Raw genomic sequence first — 16940 nt, forward strand, 5'->3', positions numbered from 1 at the left:
ATAATTAAAGTAACACAGGTGTTTATTCTTTCTCCCCCTAAAGTGACACATTTGTCACTTTAGGGGGACTAATTAAAAAAGGAGTAAATGTATGAAAAATCTTCTCCAAGCTATTACGGACCGCGTAACAACCAGAAAAGGAATGTGGATTACCCTTTCTGCCTGGCTAATTCTCACTATGCTTTTAGCTGTCTTTGCTCCAAGTGTAAGAGATTATGAGGTTTCCAATATTGCTTCTCTTCCCGATGACGCAAAATCCGTCATTGCCCAAAAGAAAGTTGACCAATATTTTAAAGATAATGATGGGCTTCCGGCCATATTAGTCTTCCAAATGAAAAATGGCGAGATCAGCCTTAGTGATCTAACGAAGCTTTTAGACCAGGTTAAAGATGAAAAAATCAAAGGAGTACAACAAGTAGTCTCCTTATCAGCATTGCCTCCTCAGGCTGCAGCTGGATTCTTCTCTTCTGACAAGACGACAGCCATCATTCCTTTAACCTTTGATTCATCTCTAGAAACAAAAGAAGTGAAAAAGTCAATTGAGGAAATTACTAAGATTACCAACGACACAACAAAATTAAAATTGTATGTGACCGGACCGGCAGGGATTGCAACTGATACACTTGATCTTTTCTCACGTGCTGATTTAGTCCTTATCTTCTCTACAGTTGGTTTAATCCTTCTATTATTAATCATTATCTATCGCTCGCCATTGCTGGCACTCATTCCACTCCTTGCGGCAGTCTTTGTCTATGAGGTTGTGACTCAAACACTCGGTTTGATGGGAAAAGCAGGACTCGTGATGACCAGCCAAACCGTTTCGATAATGTCGATTCTTCTCTTTGCGGCGGTTATAGACTATTCACTATTTGTTTTCTTACGTTTCCGTGAGGAGCTGAAAGCATATGAAAATAAATATGATGCCATGAAAGAAGCTATGAGGAAAACGGGTACCCCTGTATTCTTCTCAGGGGGAACTGTACTCGCGGCAATGCTTGTGTTATTTTTTGCAAAGTCCGGCGACTATCATAATTTTGCTCCTGCTTTCGCCACTACGATGCTAATTATTATGCTGGCTTCGATTACACTTGTTCCGGCCTTGTTTACCCTTTTTGGCAGGAAGTCCTTCTGGCCTAAAGTTCCAAAGGTAGGGGATTCCGCTATTAACCACCATTCCCTTTGGAGCAAAGCAGGTCGTTTTGTTGCCAATAAACCCGGTCTATCCGTTGCTGCAATCGGTATATTGCTTCTGTTAGCTGCAAGTAATATATTTAATCTTAAATATGAATTTGACACCATGAAGTCTTTCCCTAAAGATATGCCATCATGATTAGGCTATGATATTAGAGAAAAAGTTTGAAAAAGGGGAGCTGGCTCCAACAACCGTTATTTTGGAATCACCAAAGCCCGTTACTGTCGAACAACAAGAGAAATTAAAAAAGGTTCTCTCGAATCAGCCGCATGTTAGCAGTGTCCGCGTAAATAGGATAACAGAAAACCAAAAGGTGATTAACTACAGCCTGACCTTTAAGGGAAATCCATATTTCACTTCGACCATCGATGCGATGGAAAAAGTCATTAACAAATCCGGGAAAATAATCGACAACAGTGGTTTGGTTGGAAAGCTTTATTTTGCAGGCGAAACAGCTACCAAAGTAGATGATCGCGCGACCAATAATCGCGATGTACTGGTTATTGTCCTGCTTGAGACAATCTTAATTTTTGCCATGTTAATTATCTTAACCAAGTCGTTTAAGATGCCTATTTATATGATGGGGACCATCTTAATTTCCTTCCTTGCTGCACTGGGTTTAGGTACGTTTTTAAGCAGTCTGTTTTTTGATATCAGCACCGTCAGTGACCGCGTTCCCCTTTATGCGTTCGTTTTCCTGGTAGCTCTCGGAATTGACTATAATATTATGCTAATCTCAAGATTCCAAGAGGAACAAAAGAAACATACCGTAAAGGAAGCAGTGGAAATTGCTGTTGCCAGCACAGGCGGAGTCATTTCATCGGCAGGAATCATCCTGGCTGCCACTTTTGCCGTCTTGATGACCCAGCCGATTCAATTATTATTTGTGTTCGGTTTCATTGTTGCTGTCGGAATTCTACTTGATACCTTCTTCATTAGAGGGATCTTACTGCCCGGTTTAATTGTATTACTGGAAAAAGATAAAAAACCAAGCGAGAGCAGGTAAATCTCGACCATTACAGGTCAGTCCCTCACCTCTGAAAGACTGACCTTTTTTTAAATCAAATTCATGATGGGAAAGAACGGCTTAGTTTCTGGAAAATTTCGCATACTATGCTAGTATAGTCATTGATGGTAAATGAATGGAGGGAAACAAAGTGCTGCCTAACTTTGAAGAAAATCTACATAAATATGCAAGATTACTTGTTGCAAAAGGAATCAATGTTCAGCCTGGCGATTGGGTTAAAATGACGATTACTGTTGACCAAGCTCCTTTAGCACGTTATATCACCAAAGAAGCCTATGCACTAGGTGCTGAAAAAGTAATTATAAAATGGTCTGATGATGAAATTAGTAAACTTAATTACTTACATCAACCTGTAGAAGTATTAACCAACATCCCTGACTACGAAATTCAGGAATCTGAAGACCATGTTTTAAATCATCGTGTAAGCAGGCTTTCGATTGTTTCAAGTGATCCTGGTTTATTAAATGAAGTGGATCCCGCTAAAATTGCTGCCTACCAAAATAAAGCCGGAAAGGCCTTCAAAGCTCAACGTACAGCGACACAAAATGACGATTTAAAATGGACGGTTGCTTCGGCTGCCGGAGCTGGCTGGGCAGCTAAGGTCTTCCCTGACTTAGCCACCTCGGAAGAGCAAGTCGATGCCCTTTGGGACCAAATATTCAAAACCTGCCGTGTTTATGCGGATGACCCAGTAACAGCCTGGGATGAACATAAGCAGAGATTGAATGATAAAGCAGCAAAATTAAATGAAATTCAGTTTGATGCTTTGCATTACAAAGCCCCTGGTACAGATTTGACTTTAGGCCTGCCTAAAAATCATATTTGGATGAGCGCAGAAAGCCATAATCCAAAAGGGGAAGAGTTTATCGCTAATATGCCAACTGAAGAGGTTTATACCGCACCTGATACCCACCGTATGGATGGAGTCGTACGCAGTACAAAGCCGCTTAGCTATGCTGGAACATTAATTGAAGGCATCGAGGTACACTTTAAAGACGGAAAGATCGTTGATATTTCCGCTGAAAAAGGTGATGAGACCATTAAGAAATTGGTTTTTGATAACGAAGGCGGAACCGGCTTGGGTGAAGTTGCCCTCGTTCCAGACCCATCCCCTATTTCTCAATCTGGGATCACCTTCTTTACTACTCTATATGATGAGAATGCATCCAACCACTTAGCCATAGGGGCAGCTTATCCTACTACGATTCAAGGTGGTACAAAGATGAGTGAAGAGGAATTAATCAAAAATGGCATGAATACTTCGACTGTTCATGTCGACTTCATGATCGGTTCTGACAAGATGGATATTGACGGCATTAAACAAGATGGTACGATCGTTCCTATCTTCCGTAATGGGGATTGGGCAATCTAGTTTGATCAAAAAAAACAATCCAGTTTTATGAAGCTGGATTGTTTTTTTTGTGCCATATTGAAAAGGGAATATTTAGTCCCCGTTAACCACACGAAGTGGTACATCTTGTTCATCTAAAGGGATCATAGCATCTGTTAAATTTTTTTCGAGTAATAGTAAATAATTATTTTTAACTTGTTCCGTCCAGTTTAGTTTCTCAGCCATGCAGGCAATCACCTGATTTTTCCACCTTTGCACTGTTTGAATATCAAACAAAATAGCTCCAGTACGGCGGTTAAAGAAATCAATTGGTGTTACAACCATTTCATGTTCAATTCCATAAATTAATTTTGCAAAAAGAGGCAGCGGCAAGTTATATTTCACTGCATCAGCTGCATTCTCCTTAAGAATGTTAAAAACAGCAGCTGCGTTCGAGCCATAGATTCTCGATAAATGTTCCGCTTCTGCTTTTGTTAGTCCAGCTTCCTCTCCTTTTTTAAGCATCTTAGCAACATAACTATTAAAATTACTTGAACCTCCCACATCTCCACCAGAAATCGGCAGATGCTTTGTTTGACAAGGTAAGAAACTTCTTGATTCTTCTAATTGAAATATAGCTACTAATCGATCAACCACAATTTCAGCCATTTTACGATAACCCGTTAATTTCCCTCCAGCAATTGTAAGTAATCCTGATTCAGATTCCCAAATCTCATCTTTTCGAGAGATCTCAGACGCACTTTTTCCTTCTTCATAAATCAGCGGGCGAACACCTGCCCAGCTTGATTCAATATCATTCTCGCTTATCTTTACTTCTGGGAACATATAATTGATAGCATCGATAATATAATTCCGATCAGCAACCGTCAGGTTAGGATTTACTGCATCCTCATTATAGAAAGTATCAGTTGTTCCAACATACGCCTTACCATCACGAGGAATCGCAAATACCATTCTGCCATCAGGTGTATCAAAGTATATAGCTTGTTTTAAAGGGAATCGTGACTGATCAATCACAAGGTGGACCCCTTTAGACAGCTGCAGCACTTTTCCTTTTTTTGACTGGTCCATTTCGCGGATCTTATCAACCCATGGTCCGGCAGCATTGACGACCTTTTTTGCATGGATTTCGTATTTATAACCGGTTAACAGATCTTGTACAAGTGCTCCAATCACTTTTCCATTGTTGTAAAGCAACTTCATTACTTTTGTATAATTGCTGGCAGTGGCACCTTTTTCAACGGCAGCCTTCATTACTTCAATCGTCAGACGGGCATCGTCCGTACGATATTCTACATAATAACCGCCTCCCTTTAATCCTAATTTCTTCACCAATGGTTCTTTGGCAAGTGTCTCTTCAACTGAAAGCATTTTTCTGCGTTCTTGCTTTTTCACTCCCGCTAAAAAATCATAAACCCGCAGGCCGATGGATGTACTAAACTTACCAAACGTTCCCCCTTGGTGGATCGGTAATAACATCCATTCTGGTGTCGTTACATGGGGACCATTCTCATAAACGATGGCCCGTTCTTTTCCAACCTCCGCTACCATCTTTATTTCAAATTGTTTTAAATATCGTAAGCCGCCATGAACGAGCTTTGTTGATCTGCTTGATGTACCAGCTGCAAAATCCTGCATGTCAACAAGAGCCGCTTTCAATCCACGTGATTCGGCATCCAAGGCTATCCCTGCGCCGGTTATACCGCCTCCAATAACTAATACATCAAATGTTTCACCTTTTAATTTATTGACTATCTCTTCTCGATGTAAGGTTGAAAATTTCATCGTCTCTTCCTCCCGATTACGTGTCTTATTATTTACATATGCATTGAAATATAGGATGGAAATAGAAAAAGACCACAAAATACATTATCCAATTGCGATAATGTTTTTGTGGTCTCTCCGACTTCTCCTGACAAATATTAACTTAGGTTTATCTTAACATATTGAATCATCATGATACAACTAATATTATTTGAAGGCCATTGCAGCTTTAACTGCCTTTTTCCAGCCATCATATAGATTGTTTCGATTGTCGTCTGTCATTTTTGGATCAAACTTACAGTCTACCGCCCATTGCTTTGCGATTTCCTCTTGACTTTCCCAGAAACCGACTGCCAGTCCCGCTAAATAAGCGGCTCCCAATGCAGTTGTTTCGTTTACAACCGGACGTTCAACCGGGACGTTTAATAGATCACTTTGGAACTCCATTAAAAAGTTATTTTTTACAGCACCGCCATCAACACGAAGTGCTTTCAGTTCTATTCCAGAATCTGCTTCCATTGCGGATAATACATCCTTTGTTTGATAGGCTAACGACTCAAGCGTTGCCCGGATAAAGTGTTCCTTCGTTGTTCCCCTTGTTAAACCAAACACAGCTCCGCGGACATCGCTATCCCAATAAGGTGTTCCTAATCCAACAAAAGCAGGAACGACATACACACCTTCAGTAGATTCAACCTTTTTCGCATATTCCTCACTATCTTTGGCGTCCTTGAACATTCGTAAGCCGTCACGCAGCCATTGGATGGCTGAACCTGCTACGAAAATACTGCCTTCCAGTGCATATTCCACTTTGCCATTTAATCCCCAGGCAAGGGTAGTTAATAAGCCATGTTCAGACCGAACTGCTTTTTCTCCCGTATTCATTAACATAAAGCAGCCTGTGCCATAAGTGTTTTTAGCCATTCCGTCTTCAAAACAAGCCTGCCCAAACAATGCTGCCTGCTGATCCCCTGCCACTCCTGCGATCGGGATTTCTTTACCAAAGAAATGGTAATCAATGGTGTTTGCATAAACTTCTGATGAAGGGCGTACATCTGGAAGCATTGTTTTTGGAACCCCTAGTATTTCTAATAATTCATCGTCCCATTTAAGGTCATAAATATTAAACATGAGTGTACGAGATGCATTAGAATAATCGGTTACATGGGCACGGCCTCCGGAGAGCTTCCAAATCAGCCATGTATCGATTGTGCCAAACAAAAGCTTGCCCTGCTCTGCTTTGTCGCGCGCACCTTCTATATTGTCAAGAATCCATTTCACTTTGGTTCCGGAAAAATAGGCATCGATAAGAAGCCCTGTCTTTTCACGGAAAAGATCATTATATCCCTTCTCTTTCAGCTGTTCACAAATTTCACTTGTCTGGCGAGACTGCCAAACAAGTGCATTGTATACAGGCTCTCCCGTTTCCTTATCCCATACAACCGTTGTTTCACGCTGATTGGTGATGCCAATTCCAGATATCTGTTCAGGTTTGATGCCTGACTCAGAGAGCACACCTGCTATGACAGAAAGAATGGAACCCCAAATTTCATTTGCGTTATGTTCCACCCATCCTGGCTTCGGAAAGTGCTGTGTAAATTCCTTTTGAGCAGTATGAACAATTTCTCCATTTTTATTAAAGAGAATAGCCCTTGAGCTTGTTGTACCTTGATCTAAAGCTAAAATATACTTTTCCATGATAAATTCCCCCATTTATAAAATATCTTACTATTAAGCTACTTGGTTAGCCTGACTTCTAAGAGAACTCTGCTTTTTACTAGTTACAAATGAAAGTAATAGGACCACAACACTGATTCCTAATACAATCCAAAGAGACCCTGTTGCTTTTCCTAAAAAGACTGTTTTATAAAAAACCGCACCAAGGCTGCCGCCTAAAAGCGGTCCGACAACCGGAATCCATGAATAGCCCCAATTAGAACTTCCCTTTCCACTGATTGGCAATAAGAAGTGAGCAATTCGCGGACCAAGGTCACGAGCTGGATTGATTGCATAACCAGTTGTCCCACCTAAAGACATACCGATGACCACAATTAATAAACCGACTGCAAGTGGATTTAATCCTTCTGTAAATTTATTAGCTCCAATAAATAATAGACCAAGAACAAGGATAAAGGTACCAATCATTTCACTTAATAGATTTGAAAAAGTATGCGATATAGCAGGACTTGTCGCAAATACCCCAAGCTTTGTTGCAGGATCGTCCGTCTCCTTCCAGTGAGGCAGGTAATGTAAATAAATTAACACCGATCCTAAAATAGCGCCAAGCATTTGTGCCAAAATATAGGACGGCACATCAGACCAAGGAAAATCTCCATTTAGTGCTAAGGCTATTGTGACAGCCGGGTTTAAGTGAGCTCCACTGACCGAACCTACCGCAAAAACCCCCATTGTTACTGCAAGTCCCCAAGCAACTGTAATTACGATCCATCCCGCATTATTGGAATATGACTTCTTTAAAGAAGAGCCAGCCCCAATTCCTGCGCCAAACACAATGAGAATCATTGTTCCAATCATTTCCCCAACGAATGGTGTCATTTTTCTTTCCCTCTCTCTTTTATATTATTTTTCCTGTTATGTCTAGGCTGTAAACGAAAAAAAAGAGATTCACAACAGAATGAACCCATTAATGGGTCTCTGTGTGAATCTCCTTATCTCCGTCACAAAATATTAACTTAAGACGAGTATAGTACAAAGTTGAAAGCGGTGTCAATACCTTTTTATGATTAAAATAGTATTAAAGTTAAAAACTAATTGGCAAATAGGTTCCATAGCTCTTTTTTAGATGTGGTAATTCCAGAGGCACCGGCTTCTAATGCAGCATAAACGTCTTCAGATGTTCGAATGAGTCCTCCAGCTAATATAGGTGTTTTCACTCGTTCTTTTACTTCTGTTATCATTTTAGGCATTGCTCCAGGAAGTACTTCAATATAATCTGGCTGTGTCTTTTCAATCAGCTTGTAGCTTTTTTCAAGTGCATGACTATCAATTAAAAAAATCCTTTGCACTGCAACTACACCTTTTTGCTTTGCCTTTTGGATGACACTTGACTTGGTTGAAATTAATCCATAAGGCTTGAATTCTTGGCAGATATATTCGGTTGCATATTCATCATTTTTAATTCCATGGATTAAATCAACATGATAAATCATTTGTTTATTGTGCTGCTTTGCCATTAAGTTAATATTTTTTAGCTGCGCTATGTGCATATCTAAATAAACACCGATTTCAAATGGGCTTTTTAGGAATTTCTCAAATTCCTTCATATTCCCTGAAGCAGGTAATATCTTTTGTTCCAAATGACTCAATCCCCTTTGTACCAACTTTTCTACTATCTTAAAGAGAAAATCTTTATTATTCAATAGCAAAAAAAGGGTCGGCCTCCCGCTCCTTTACAAGCAGCGAGGGACTGACCCCTTTCTTTTATTTCTTTAACAAATCATAATACCTGATTACTTCTACTGTAATTTCACTATTTTCAGCCAACCCGCTCACTTCTTTTAAGACAGATGGGAGTCCGTTTTCCTTTATCATGGCTTGCAGCTTTACAGCCTCTGGGTCATCTTGATAATCAAACAGCAGGGCGGAAGCAATTGCCTTTGCAAGGTTCGTGTAGGAAAGACCGGATTTATTTGCTTCAACAGCAGGACGTACGAGACGATCATTAGGACCAAGCTTACGGAGAGGCGAGCGTCCTACTCTAGTCACATCATCATTTAAATAAGCGTTTTGGAAACGATGAATAATCTTATCAATGTATTGGCCATGTTCTTCAGGATCTAAACCATATTCATGAATGAGGTAGGCACCTGTTTCGCCTAGCGTTGCTTGTACCTGTTTTACGATTTCCTCATCTGCTAATGTCTGATCAATCGTGGACTTCTTCGCTAGATATCCCAAATACGCAATCACGGCATGACCTGTGTTTACGGTAAATAATTTTCGTTCAATAAAAGGAGCAAGATCAGCAACCATTTTCATCCCTTCAACTGGTGGAATGTTATCGCTGGTTTCTACTACCCATTCATAATAAGGTTCTACCAATACATCAAGTGATCCTTGATTGTTTTGAAGGGGCACGATTCGGTCAACTGCCGAATTAAAGAAGTATACTTTACCCTCTAATTTCTCCTTGGTTTCACTATCTAAATGTTCAAAGATATATCCTTTTAGTAAGTCGGTAGCCGAAATTTGATTCTCGCATGCTATTACATACAGTTTTTCATCATTATCCTTTACTCTTTCCGCCAATCCCTTAGCAATTAACGGTGCAATATGGGGAAGAATATTCGGTCCAATCGCAGTGGTTAGATAGACAGCTTGCTTGATGGCTTCGATTACATCACTTTCTTGCGTCATATTATTTAATCCGGAAACATTCTTGATCGTCATACTTTCTTGTTCAGCCGTGGCTAATTTTACTTGGTATTGTTTTTCCTCATTTAATTGATTAATGATTTGATCGGCAATATCCACAAAGGTAACATGATAGCCAGACTGTGAAAAAAGCGCCCCGATAAATCCTCTTCCTATGTTCCCTGCTCCAAAATGAACTGCTAGTTCCATTCTTATCATTCCTTTATTATTTTTGTTTGGAGATAATGTAAAAAAATCGCCTCTAATTTTGCACGAATCACTTGCTCATTTGCTGATGAAAAAATCATAATGGCTTCTTGGTTTTCAATCAAACTAGTGCTAATCAAGCTTACTATTTCCTGCTCTCTCACACTTAATTCCTCAGGAGCGAGCAGTAATAGCAAGGTTTTCATGGACATATCCTTTCCGTCCATGCCTTTAACCATAATCGGTTCCTGTAAAGGCGAGATTTGAAAAATAAGTTCATGAATATTCTTATCTCTGCAATGGAAAAGGCCCATTCCCGTACCCGGTATACCCAGGCCGCCCTTTCTTTCCCGCTCCCTTAACGAGGCTAGAACATCTATGCTTGAGCTTAAAAGCTTTTGCTTTTGGATCGTAAGGACCATTTCTGCCAGCACTTTTTCATGCTCCTTTACCTGTTGCAGTTGATACACTTTGAAATTAGTTAATATAGCCTCTATACTTTTTTGTACATCCTTCAGCAGGTTTAACTTTTCATAAATGGTTCCAATTGGTTTAACACCCGTTGATGAGGCATTGGTATCTGACGAGGGTAGATAATTTCTTTTTTCCATTACCTTTTTTAGGTTGTTTTTCAAAAAGTTCCTAATGGCGAGAATGTTCTCCTCTGTTAAAAGTGGAGAAACCAAAAGATAATCAATGTCTAAAAAAGGGAGCTTTACGGTCGAAATGATGAGATCAAACCTTTTCAGATTTGTTTGATTTTGGATTTCTTTTAATGATTTTATTTCAATATGGTCAATACCCATAATCTCTTTTTTGATCCTGCTAGCTAACATTTTGGATGTCCCAATACCTGTTGGACAGACAATTAATGCATTTACTGATAATTTCTCTTCCCGCATCACTAAGGCAGACCCAAAATGAAGGACAATAAAGGCAATTTCATCATCTGGGATAGAATCAATATCGGTAAACAGCTTTTCAACACTAGTTTTAACCGCTAAAAACAGAAAGGGATACTTCTGTTTTATTTCCTCTTTTAAAGGATTAAACAATCCCATTTGTTGTTTAATTCGATACAGGGATGGTTCCATATGAGCTAAGAGCCCCTGATACAAGGAAAAATCATTCGTGAGATCAATATGTAACTGTGATGAAACATCCTGTATTAGGGTCTTTACCATTTTACTTAGAACAAGGCTGTCATAAGGCACAACATCTACAGACTGAAGCTTAGATCCCTTCAAGATCCCAGCCAAATAAATCAGATCTTGTTCCCTAAATGTTACTGAGAAGGCTTCTTCAAGCTGCCCGCATATTTCCTTAATCAAGTTATATTCGGTCAGCAGGTTATTCATAGATCCAGCCTCTTCTTCAAGCAGGAAGAGAGCATAGGTCCGTTGCATGGTTATACCTATATGTACAATCAGTCCGATATAATCATTATCGGCTAACCGCTGCTGTGTACGATTAAATATCGTATTTACTAGTCGATCAATCACAACGATGTATTCAGGAACAAAGTAGTTCACTATTAATTCTTGAGTATATTTTCCGTTTTCTACTAAAAATAAACTCTCAATTAACTCTTCATAAAAATACAACAAAAAGTAGCTCGCCAGTGCTTTTCGTTTAGCTGACTCTGATCCCGTAAGATCAACGCCTACTCCTCTTTTCCTAGTAATCGTCACATTAAAAGGGCGTAACCATTCCGTCAATTCCTCAATATAGTTGGTTATCGTTGCGTTACTAACACCGAGTTCCATTGCTAAAGCTTGAATTTTAAAGGCATCCTCTTGCATCAAGACAATCAGCAGCTGCAATTTCTTCTCTTCCGGAGTTTGATCGATTGGAACCATACTCATTACCTTCTGTACTAACCGAAAGATATTTTCGTTCTTTCCCTCAATCCTAAGCCCTGTTTCCAAATGACGAATTAAGTGAAGATCAAACGTCTGAAGGATCTTTTCTACCCCGTTTAAATCACGGTGAACTGTACGGCCGCTTACATTTAAGTGGTTCGCCAGAGATGCTGCTGTTTGTTTTCCAGATGTTTTAACGAGTAATTCAATAATTGCCTTTTCCCTATTTGTTATATACATGCTACCAGCTCGTTTCTGTGATCGTAACAATATGAGAACTTACAATTTGGTAAGGATGATGAATGAGGATAGAGGCATTTTCTAAAAAAGTGAATAGAAAAGCAGCAGAACAGCTTTTCTATTCACAAACGATCTGATGTTTACTTATCATTTAAAATGTCGATAATTTCTCTTGCTGATTTTGCTTCTACTAATTTTTCTATATTAGCCATATCTGAGCATGTAACGGCAATTCCCGATAAGATTTCAAGATGTGTGCCATCTTTCCCAGCAATACCAAAAATTAATCGAACCTTTTGGCCATCAAAGTCGACACCATCTGGTACTTGTAATACGGTAAACCCGGAATTTAAGACATCCTTTTTCGCATCTTCTGTTCCGTGCGGGATTGCTACATCATTCCCCATATAAGTTGACGTCATTTCATCTCTTGCGATCATAGCATCGATATAGCTTTCTTTAACGTATCCAGCCTTCACCAACGCTCTTCCTGCAAAACGAATCGCCTCTTCTTTTGTCGTGAATGATTGATTTAAGAAGATATTCTCCTCAAGAAGTAACGCATCATCCGTCTGATTTTTTCCATCAGGAACATTTGCTTCCGCATCGTCTACCAATTCTTGAAGTCCAGCCGTTTCCGGATTTTTAAGCTGGTTAATTAATTTATCATATTCAGGACTTGATAAGAAATTATCCACTGAAATATGGTAAGCATTTGGCAGCTTATTCTGTGCTCTAGGTGTTAACTCTTCTTGTGTAACAACAATTTGAGCATCTGCTGGCAAATTACTGATCGCTGTATTGGTAACGGAAATATTTAATCCGGCTTCTTTTACTTTTTTACGCAGCAAGGATGCACCCATTGCACTTGAACCCATTCCTGCATCACAAGCGAACACAATCTTATTTACTGTTTCAGGCATTGTAGCGGAAGTGGCAGAAAAGACATTCGATACTGAACTCTTCTTTCCTTTCATTTCCTGCATTTTTTTGGCAGCTTCTTCGATATCTTCCTCTTGTTGTTTACCTGTTTTAAGAATAAACGATGAAACAACAAACGAAACAATTCCTGCTACCAGCACCCCTGCCAGGTTGGCAAGATACGTGCCTGCATGATGCGGAGTGACTGCCATAATAGCAAGGATACTACCCGGTGATGCAGGAGCAAGTAATCCACCGCCTAAAAGGACTAATGTAAATACGCCGCTCATTCCACCAAGAATAACTGCTAGGAACAGCATTGGGCGCATTAAGATATAAGGGAAGTAGATTTCATGAATCCCACCAAAGAATTGAATAATGGCAGCTCCTGGTGCAGTTCGTTTCGCTGTACCTTTTCCAAAAATACAGTATGCCAAAAGTACTCCGATACCAGGTCCTGGATTTGCTTCAAGAAGAAATAATAATGATTTTCCTGTTGTTTTTGCTTGCTCAACACCGATTGGTGATAATACACCATGGTTAATCGCATTATTTAAGAACAGAATTTTAGCAGGTTCAATAATGATACTTGTTAATGGCAATAAACCTGTGCTTACCAGCCAATCAACACCCGCAACAAGCCACCCGGTAAATACATCCACCGCTGGACCAATTGCTAAGAAAGATAAGATCGCCAGTAATCCACCTAGGATACCTGCTGAAAAGTTATTGACAAGCATTTCAAAGCCCGCTTTAATTTTTCCTTCAACAGATTGGTCAAATTTCTTAATGACCCAACCGCCGAACGGTCCCATGATCATGGCGCCTAAGAACATTGGAATATCTGTTCCGACAATAACCCCCATTGTTGCAATTGCCCCAACTACTCCTCCGCGTTGATCATGTACAAGCTTACCACCCGTGTAACCTATCAAAAGAGGAAGTAAGTATGTAACCATTGGGCCGACCATTTTGGCAAGGCTTTCATTCGGAAAGAAACCAGTTGGAATAAATAAGGCCGTGATTAACCCCCATGCTATGAAAGCTGATATATTCGGCATAACCATCGAACTTAGGAAGTTGCCGAATTTTTGTACAGCTACCTTTATATTAGATTGAGCCATTTGCTCTCATCCCTTCTTTGTTATAGTACCCTATCTATAGTAAGGCACTGAACCACTGCATTCAATAAAGAGTAAAGTGAGATTTGTCACACATAGTGGGACAAACCTATTGTTTCTCAAAGAAAATTGAATATACAGCATTTCTAACAAAAGGTTATACATGGAAAGGCCCACGGCTTATTCTTAATAACTAACTACTATATTTGGGTATGACGGCTCGATTGAATTAATTGACATCTTCAAAGATGGCCAAGATCTCATCCGCTGATTGGGCAGAGACAAGTCTCTCGATGTTTTCTTCTTCAGAACAAACAATGGCAATATTAGATAGTATATCGAGGTGTTCATTATCTTTTCCAGCAATTCCAATCAGAAGCTTAACCATATTTCCTGCCCCAAAGTCCACACCTTGTGGAACTTGAACAAATGATATGCCAGATTCCTTTACAAATGGCTTGGAATCCTCGGTACCATGTGGAATCGCGACGAAATTGCCCATATAAGTAGACGTTAATTGTTCTCTTTCAAGCATTTTTTCAATATAGTCAGCATCCACATAGCCTTTTTCTACAAGAATTCCCCCAGTTAATCGAATCGCTTCCTCCTTAGAATTTACGATTGTGTTTAATCGAATATTTTCTTTTGCTAAGATTGATTTTGTCATCCTTATACACTCCTTAATTCCGTTAATTTATGATTAAAAAATTGTCCCAGTCTATCTGTTAACAATCCAGCTATTTTTTCCTTGATAATAGATTGAAAAACATTACTATTCTCTTCGCTTTCAATTAACAATGAACTTAAAAAGCTTAATACCTCTAACATCTGTTCTGATGCATTGGCAGGTGATAAAAGCAGGATGAGACATTCCATGTTCATTTCTACACCATCCATACCGAAAACTCTTATCGGCTTATTTAGTGTCGTGATAGTAAAAATCGGCTGAATGACATATGGGGATCGTGCATGAAATAACGCCATGGCTGTTTCGGGAATACCATTCCCTCCAAGTCCTTCTCTTTCGAGGATGGCGTCCACAACCTTTTCAACGTCAATGATTCTTTGTAGCTGAAATTCCTTTTGACAGGTCACGGTTAAAAGCTCTTTTACAGTTTCATTACCTAATTCGGTTAAATCAAATCCCTCTAGAATGGTTGCAATCGTTCCTGTATACTCTTTGATTGTTTTCATCTCTTCAATTAATTTGGAAGTAGACTTTTGACTCTTATTCGGATGGAACGTCACCGGAAGTTGCGTTTCTGAACTATTTACAAATTTATATTCATTGATAAAGGAGCGGATTTTTTCTATTTCATCCTTATTTAAGAATGGATTGACCACTATATAGTCCCCGTTATAATCAGGTATAGGGATGGTAGAGATAACAAGTTGATAATCGGTCTTATCCATTTTCTGAAATTCCATTACCGAAACGTTTTGGATGAACCTCAACTCAGGAAACTCTTTTTGTAATCTAGTTGCCAGCATTTTAGAGGTACCTATTCCACTCGAACAGACCACAAGTGTTTTAAAATTGCCAAGGTCTTTGCTGCCCATTAATGCTGCCCCAAAATGCAGGACTAGATAGCCGTTTCCTCATCGGGAACATAAAACTCAGGGAATACCTGGTTTACCGCTTGTTTCACAAGTTCAAATAAATCGGCATAATCCTTTTTAATCTTATCTAACAAAGGGTTACTGATGCCCATCTTTTGCTTAATACGATAGATAGCTGGCTTTAAATGAACACTTAATCCTTCAAAAAGTGAACGATTTGTCGATAAATCCATCCCGGCTAGCTTCCCAACTATTTCGATCAGCTTTTTCGTTTTTATAGCGGCCTGTAAACTTGTATCCTCGATTGAATGTTCATTTTCATGCCTTAATTTTGCACCCTTTAAGTGCATGGTAATATAAGCAATCTCCGCTTCCGGTATACTAATAGTAAATACCCGTTCTAATTGTGATACTATTCTCTCAGCAAATTTGTATTCCTTTGTAACCTTCTGGTCCTCCAAATAAGAAAAATTGATATTAATTCCTTCTCCTTTTTGGATTCTTTCTACAGCCAGTGCTAAATGAACCACAAGACCAATATAAGCACTATCTGCCATTGAGAATGGCAGCTCTTGAACAATCGAATTAACGATGTTTTCAACAATCACCAATTTCTTTTTTTCCACCAGTCCCATTAATCTTTCAGAAATGCTATGAATTTGCTGAGTCGACCTCATTTGGATATTATCCCGTGTTAAAGAGAGGAGCTCAGATTCATCCAGGTATTCTGAAATTAACTGACTCATTGCCCTTCTTTTTGCACTTTCTTCCCCCTCGATTTCAACACCGTAGCCTCTCCTGCGAATCAGGGCTAATCCAAACGTTTTTAACCTTTCTTCTAGCTTAGTTAGGTCAGAGCTAACCGTTGCAATCGTTACATTTAAGTCTGAGGCAAGTGCATGAAGTTTTACAGGTTCACTTGTTTCTAATAGTTCACACAGCATAATGCTTTGCCGTTCATCTGGCGTATATTCTTTATGTGAGAGGTTAAACAAATAAAGTTCCAGTTCTCTAATCTTATTTTGTTCGCCCGTTATTTGGACACCAACCCCTGATTTTTTTTGCAGCTTTATGTTGTATTCGTCAAGAATATCTTCTATGTTTTTTAAATCTCTATGAATCGTTCTGCCGCTCACCCCAATGAACTCTGCCAGGTCTTTCACGGTTGTTTCATCCGTGGTCTTTAATAGGACTTCAAGAATTTGTCTTTCTCTTGCCGAAATATACATTTCTCACCTTCCTTATGGGTCGACCGTGTTCCTAAAATCGGATGTTGTTGCCAAAATTAAAATTTGATACTTTTATTTTAAATCAATAAAAC

At 39.3% G+C, this 16940-nt stretch carries 11 protein-coding genes and 1 pseudogene; 2 read left to right on the plus strand and 10 right to left on the minus strand.

Going from position 1 to position 16940, the window contains the following annotated elements; all coding sequences use genetic code 11:
* Positions 1 to 91: 91 nt before the first annotated feature.
* Both J7E81_RS28855 and J7E81_RS28860 read left to right on the plus strand, forming a co-directional pair.
* Positions 92 to 2198, plus strand: a pseudogene (locus J7E81_RS28855) (MMPL family transporter).
* A 136-nt stretch (positions 2199 to 2334) separates the two neighbouring features.
* Positions 2335 to 3591 carry an aminopeptidase gene (locus J7E81_RS28860; RefSeq protein ID WP_215047609.1) on the plus strand — a complete coding sequence of 419 codons (1257 nt, stop codon included), beginning with the start codon at positions 2335 to 2337 and terminating at the stop codon, positions 3589 to 3591.
* A gap of 72 nt (positions 3592 to 3663) precedes the next feature.
* Here the strand turns inward: J7E81_RS28860 and J7E81_RS28865 are convergent, their stop codons facing one another.
* The 10 genes from J7E81_RS28865 to J7E81_RS30755 form a co-directional block, all read right to left on the minus strand.
* The gene (locus J7E81_RS28865) at positions 3664 to 5355 is read right to left on the minus strand and encodes a glycerol-3-phosphate dehydrogenase/oxidase (protein WP_215047610.1); all 1692 of its coding nucleotides are present in this window, start codon (positions 5353 to 5355) and stop codon (positions 3664 to 3666) included.
* Between the two features lie 186 nt (positions 5356 to 5541).
* Positions 5542 to 7032, minus strand: coding sequence for a glycerol kinase GlpK (glpK, locus tag J7E81_RS28870; RefSeq protein WP_215047611.1), 1491 nt, complete (start codon positions 7030 to 7032; stop codon positions 5542 to 5544).
* A 33-nt stretch (positions 7033 to 7065) separates the two neighbouring features.
* A complete protein-coding gene (locus J7E81_RS28875; RefSeq protein WP_215047612.1) occupies positions 7066 to 7890 on the minus strand; it encodes an MIP/aquaporin family protein in 825 nt (274 codons plus the stop codon).
* Positions 7891 to 8102: 212 nt separating this feature from the next.
* Entirely contained in the window at positions 8103 to 8651 is a 549-nt protein-coding gene (locus J7E81_RS28880) for a glycerol-3-phosphate responsive antiterminator (protein ID WP_275677339.1), read from the minus strand.
* A gap of 124 nt (positions 8652 to 8775) precedes the next feature.
* A complete protein-coding gene (locus tag J7E81_RS28885; RefSeq protein WP_215047614.1) occupies positions 8776 to 9918 on the minus strand; it encodes a mannitol-1-phosphate 5-dehydrogenase in 1143 nt (380 codons plus the stop codon).
* 5 nt (positions 9919 to 9923) lie between these two features.
* Positions 9924 to 12017, minus strand: coding sequence for a BglG family transcription antiterminator (locus J7E81_RS28890; RefSeq protein WP_215047615.1), 2094 nt, complete (start codon positions 12015 to 12017; stop codon positions 9924 to 9926).
* Positions 12018 to 12157: 140 nt separating this feature from the next.
* The gene (locus J7E81_RS28895) at positions 12158 to 14062 is read right to left on the minus strand and encodes a PTS mannitol transporter subunit IICBA (protein WP_215047616.1); all 1905 of its coding nucleotides are present in this window, start codon (positions 14060 to 14062) and stop codon (positions 12158 to 12160) included.
* Positions 14063 to 14288: 226 nt separating this feature from the next.
* A complete protein-coding gene (locus tag J7E81_RS28900; RefSeq protein WP_215047617.1) occupies positions 14289 to 14726 on the minus strand; it encodes a PTS mannitol transporter subunit IIA in 438 nt (145 codons plus the stop codon).
* A gap of 2 nt (positions 14727 to 14728) precedes the next feature.
* Positions 14729 to 15619: a PTS sugar transporter subunit IIA gene (locus J7E81_RS30750; protein WP_251028953.1), complete on the minus strand. Its 891-nt coding sequence runs from the start codon at positions 15617 to 15619 to the stop codon at positions 14729 to 14731.
* A 23-nt stretch (positions 15620 to 15642) separates the two neighbouring features.
* Positions 15643 to 16848, minus strand: a complete 1206-nt coding sequence (locus J7E81_RS30755; protein ID WP_251028954.1) for a BglG family transcription antiterminator — start codon at positions 16846 to 16848, stop codon at positions 15643 to 15645.
* Positions 16849 to 16940 lie beyond the last annotated feature (92 nt).

This window comes from Bacillus sp. ISL-18, assembly GCF_018613415.1.
Taxonomy (GTDB): domain Bacteria; phylum Bacillota; class Bacilli; order Bacillales; family Cytobacillaceae; genus Neobacillus.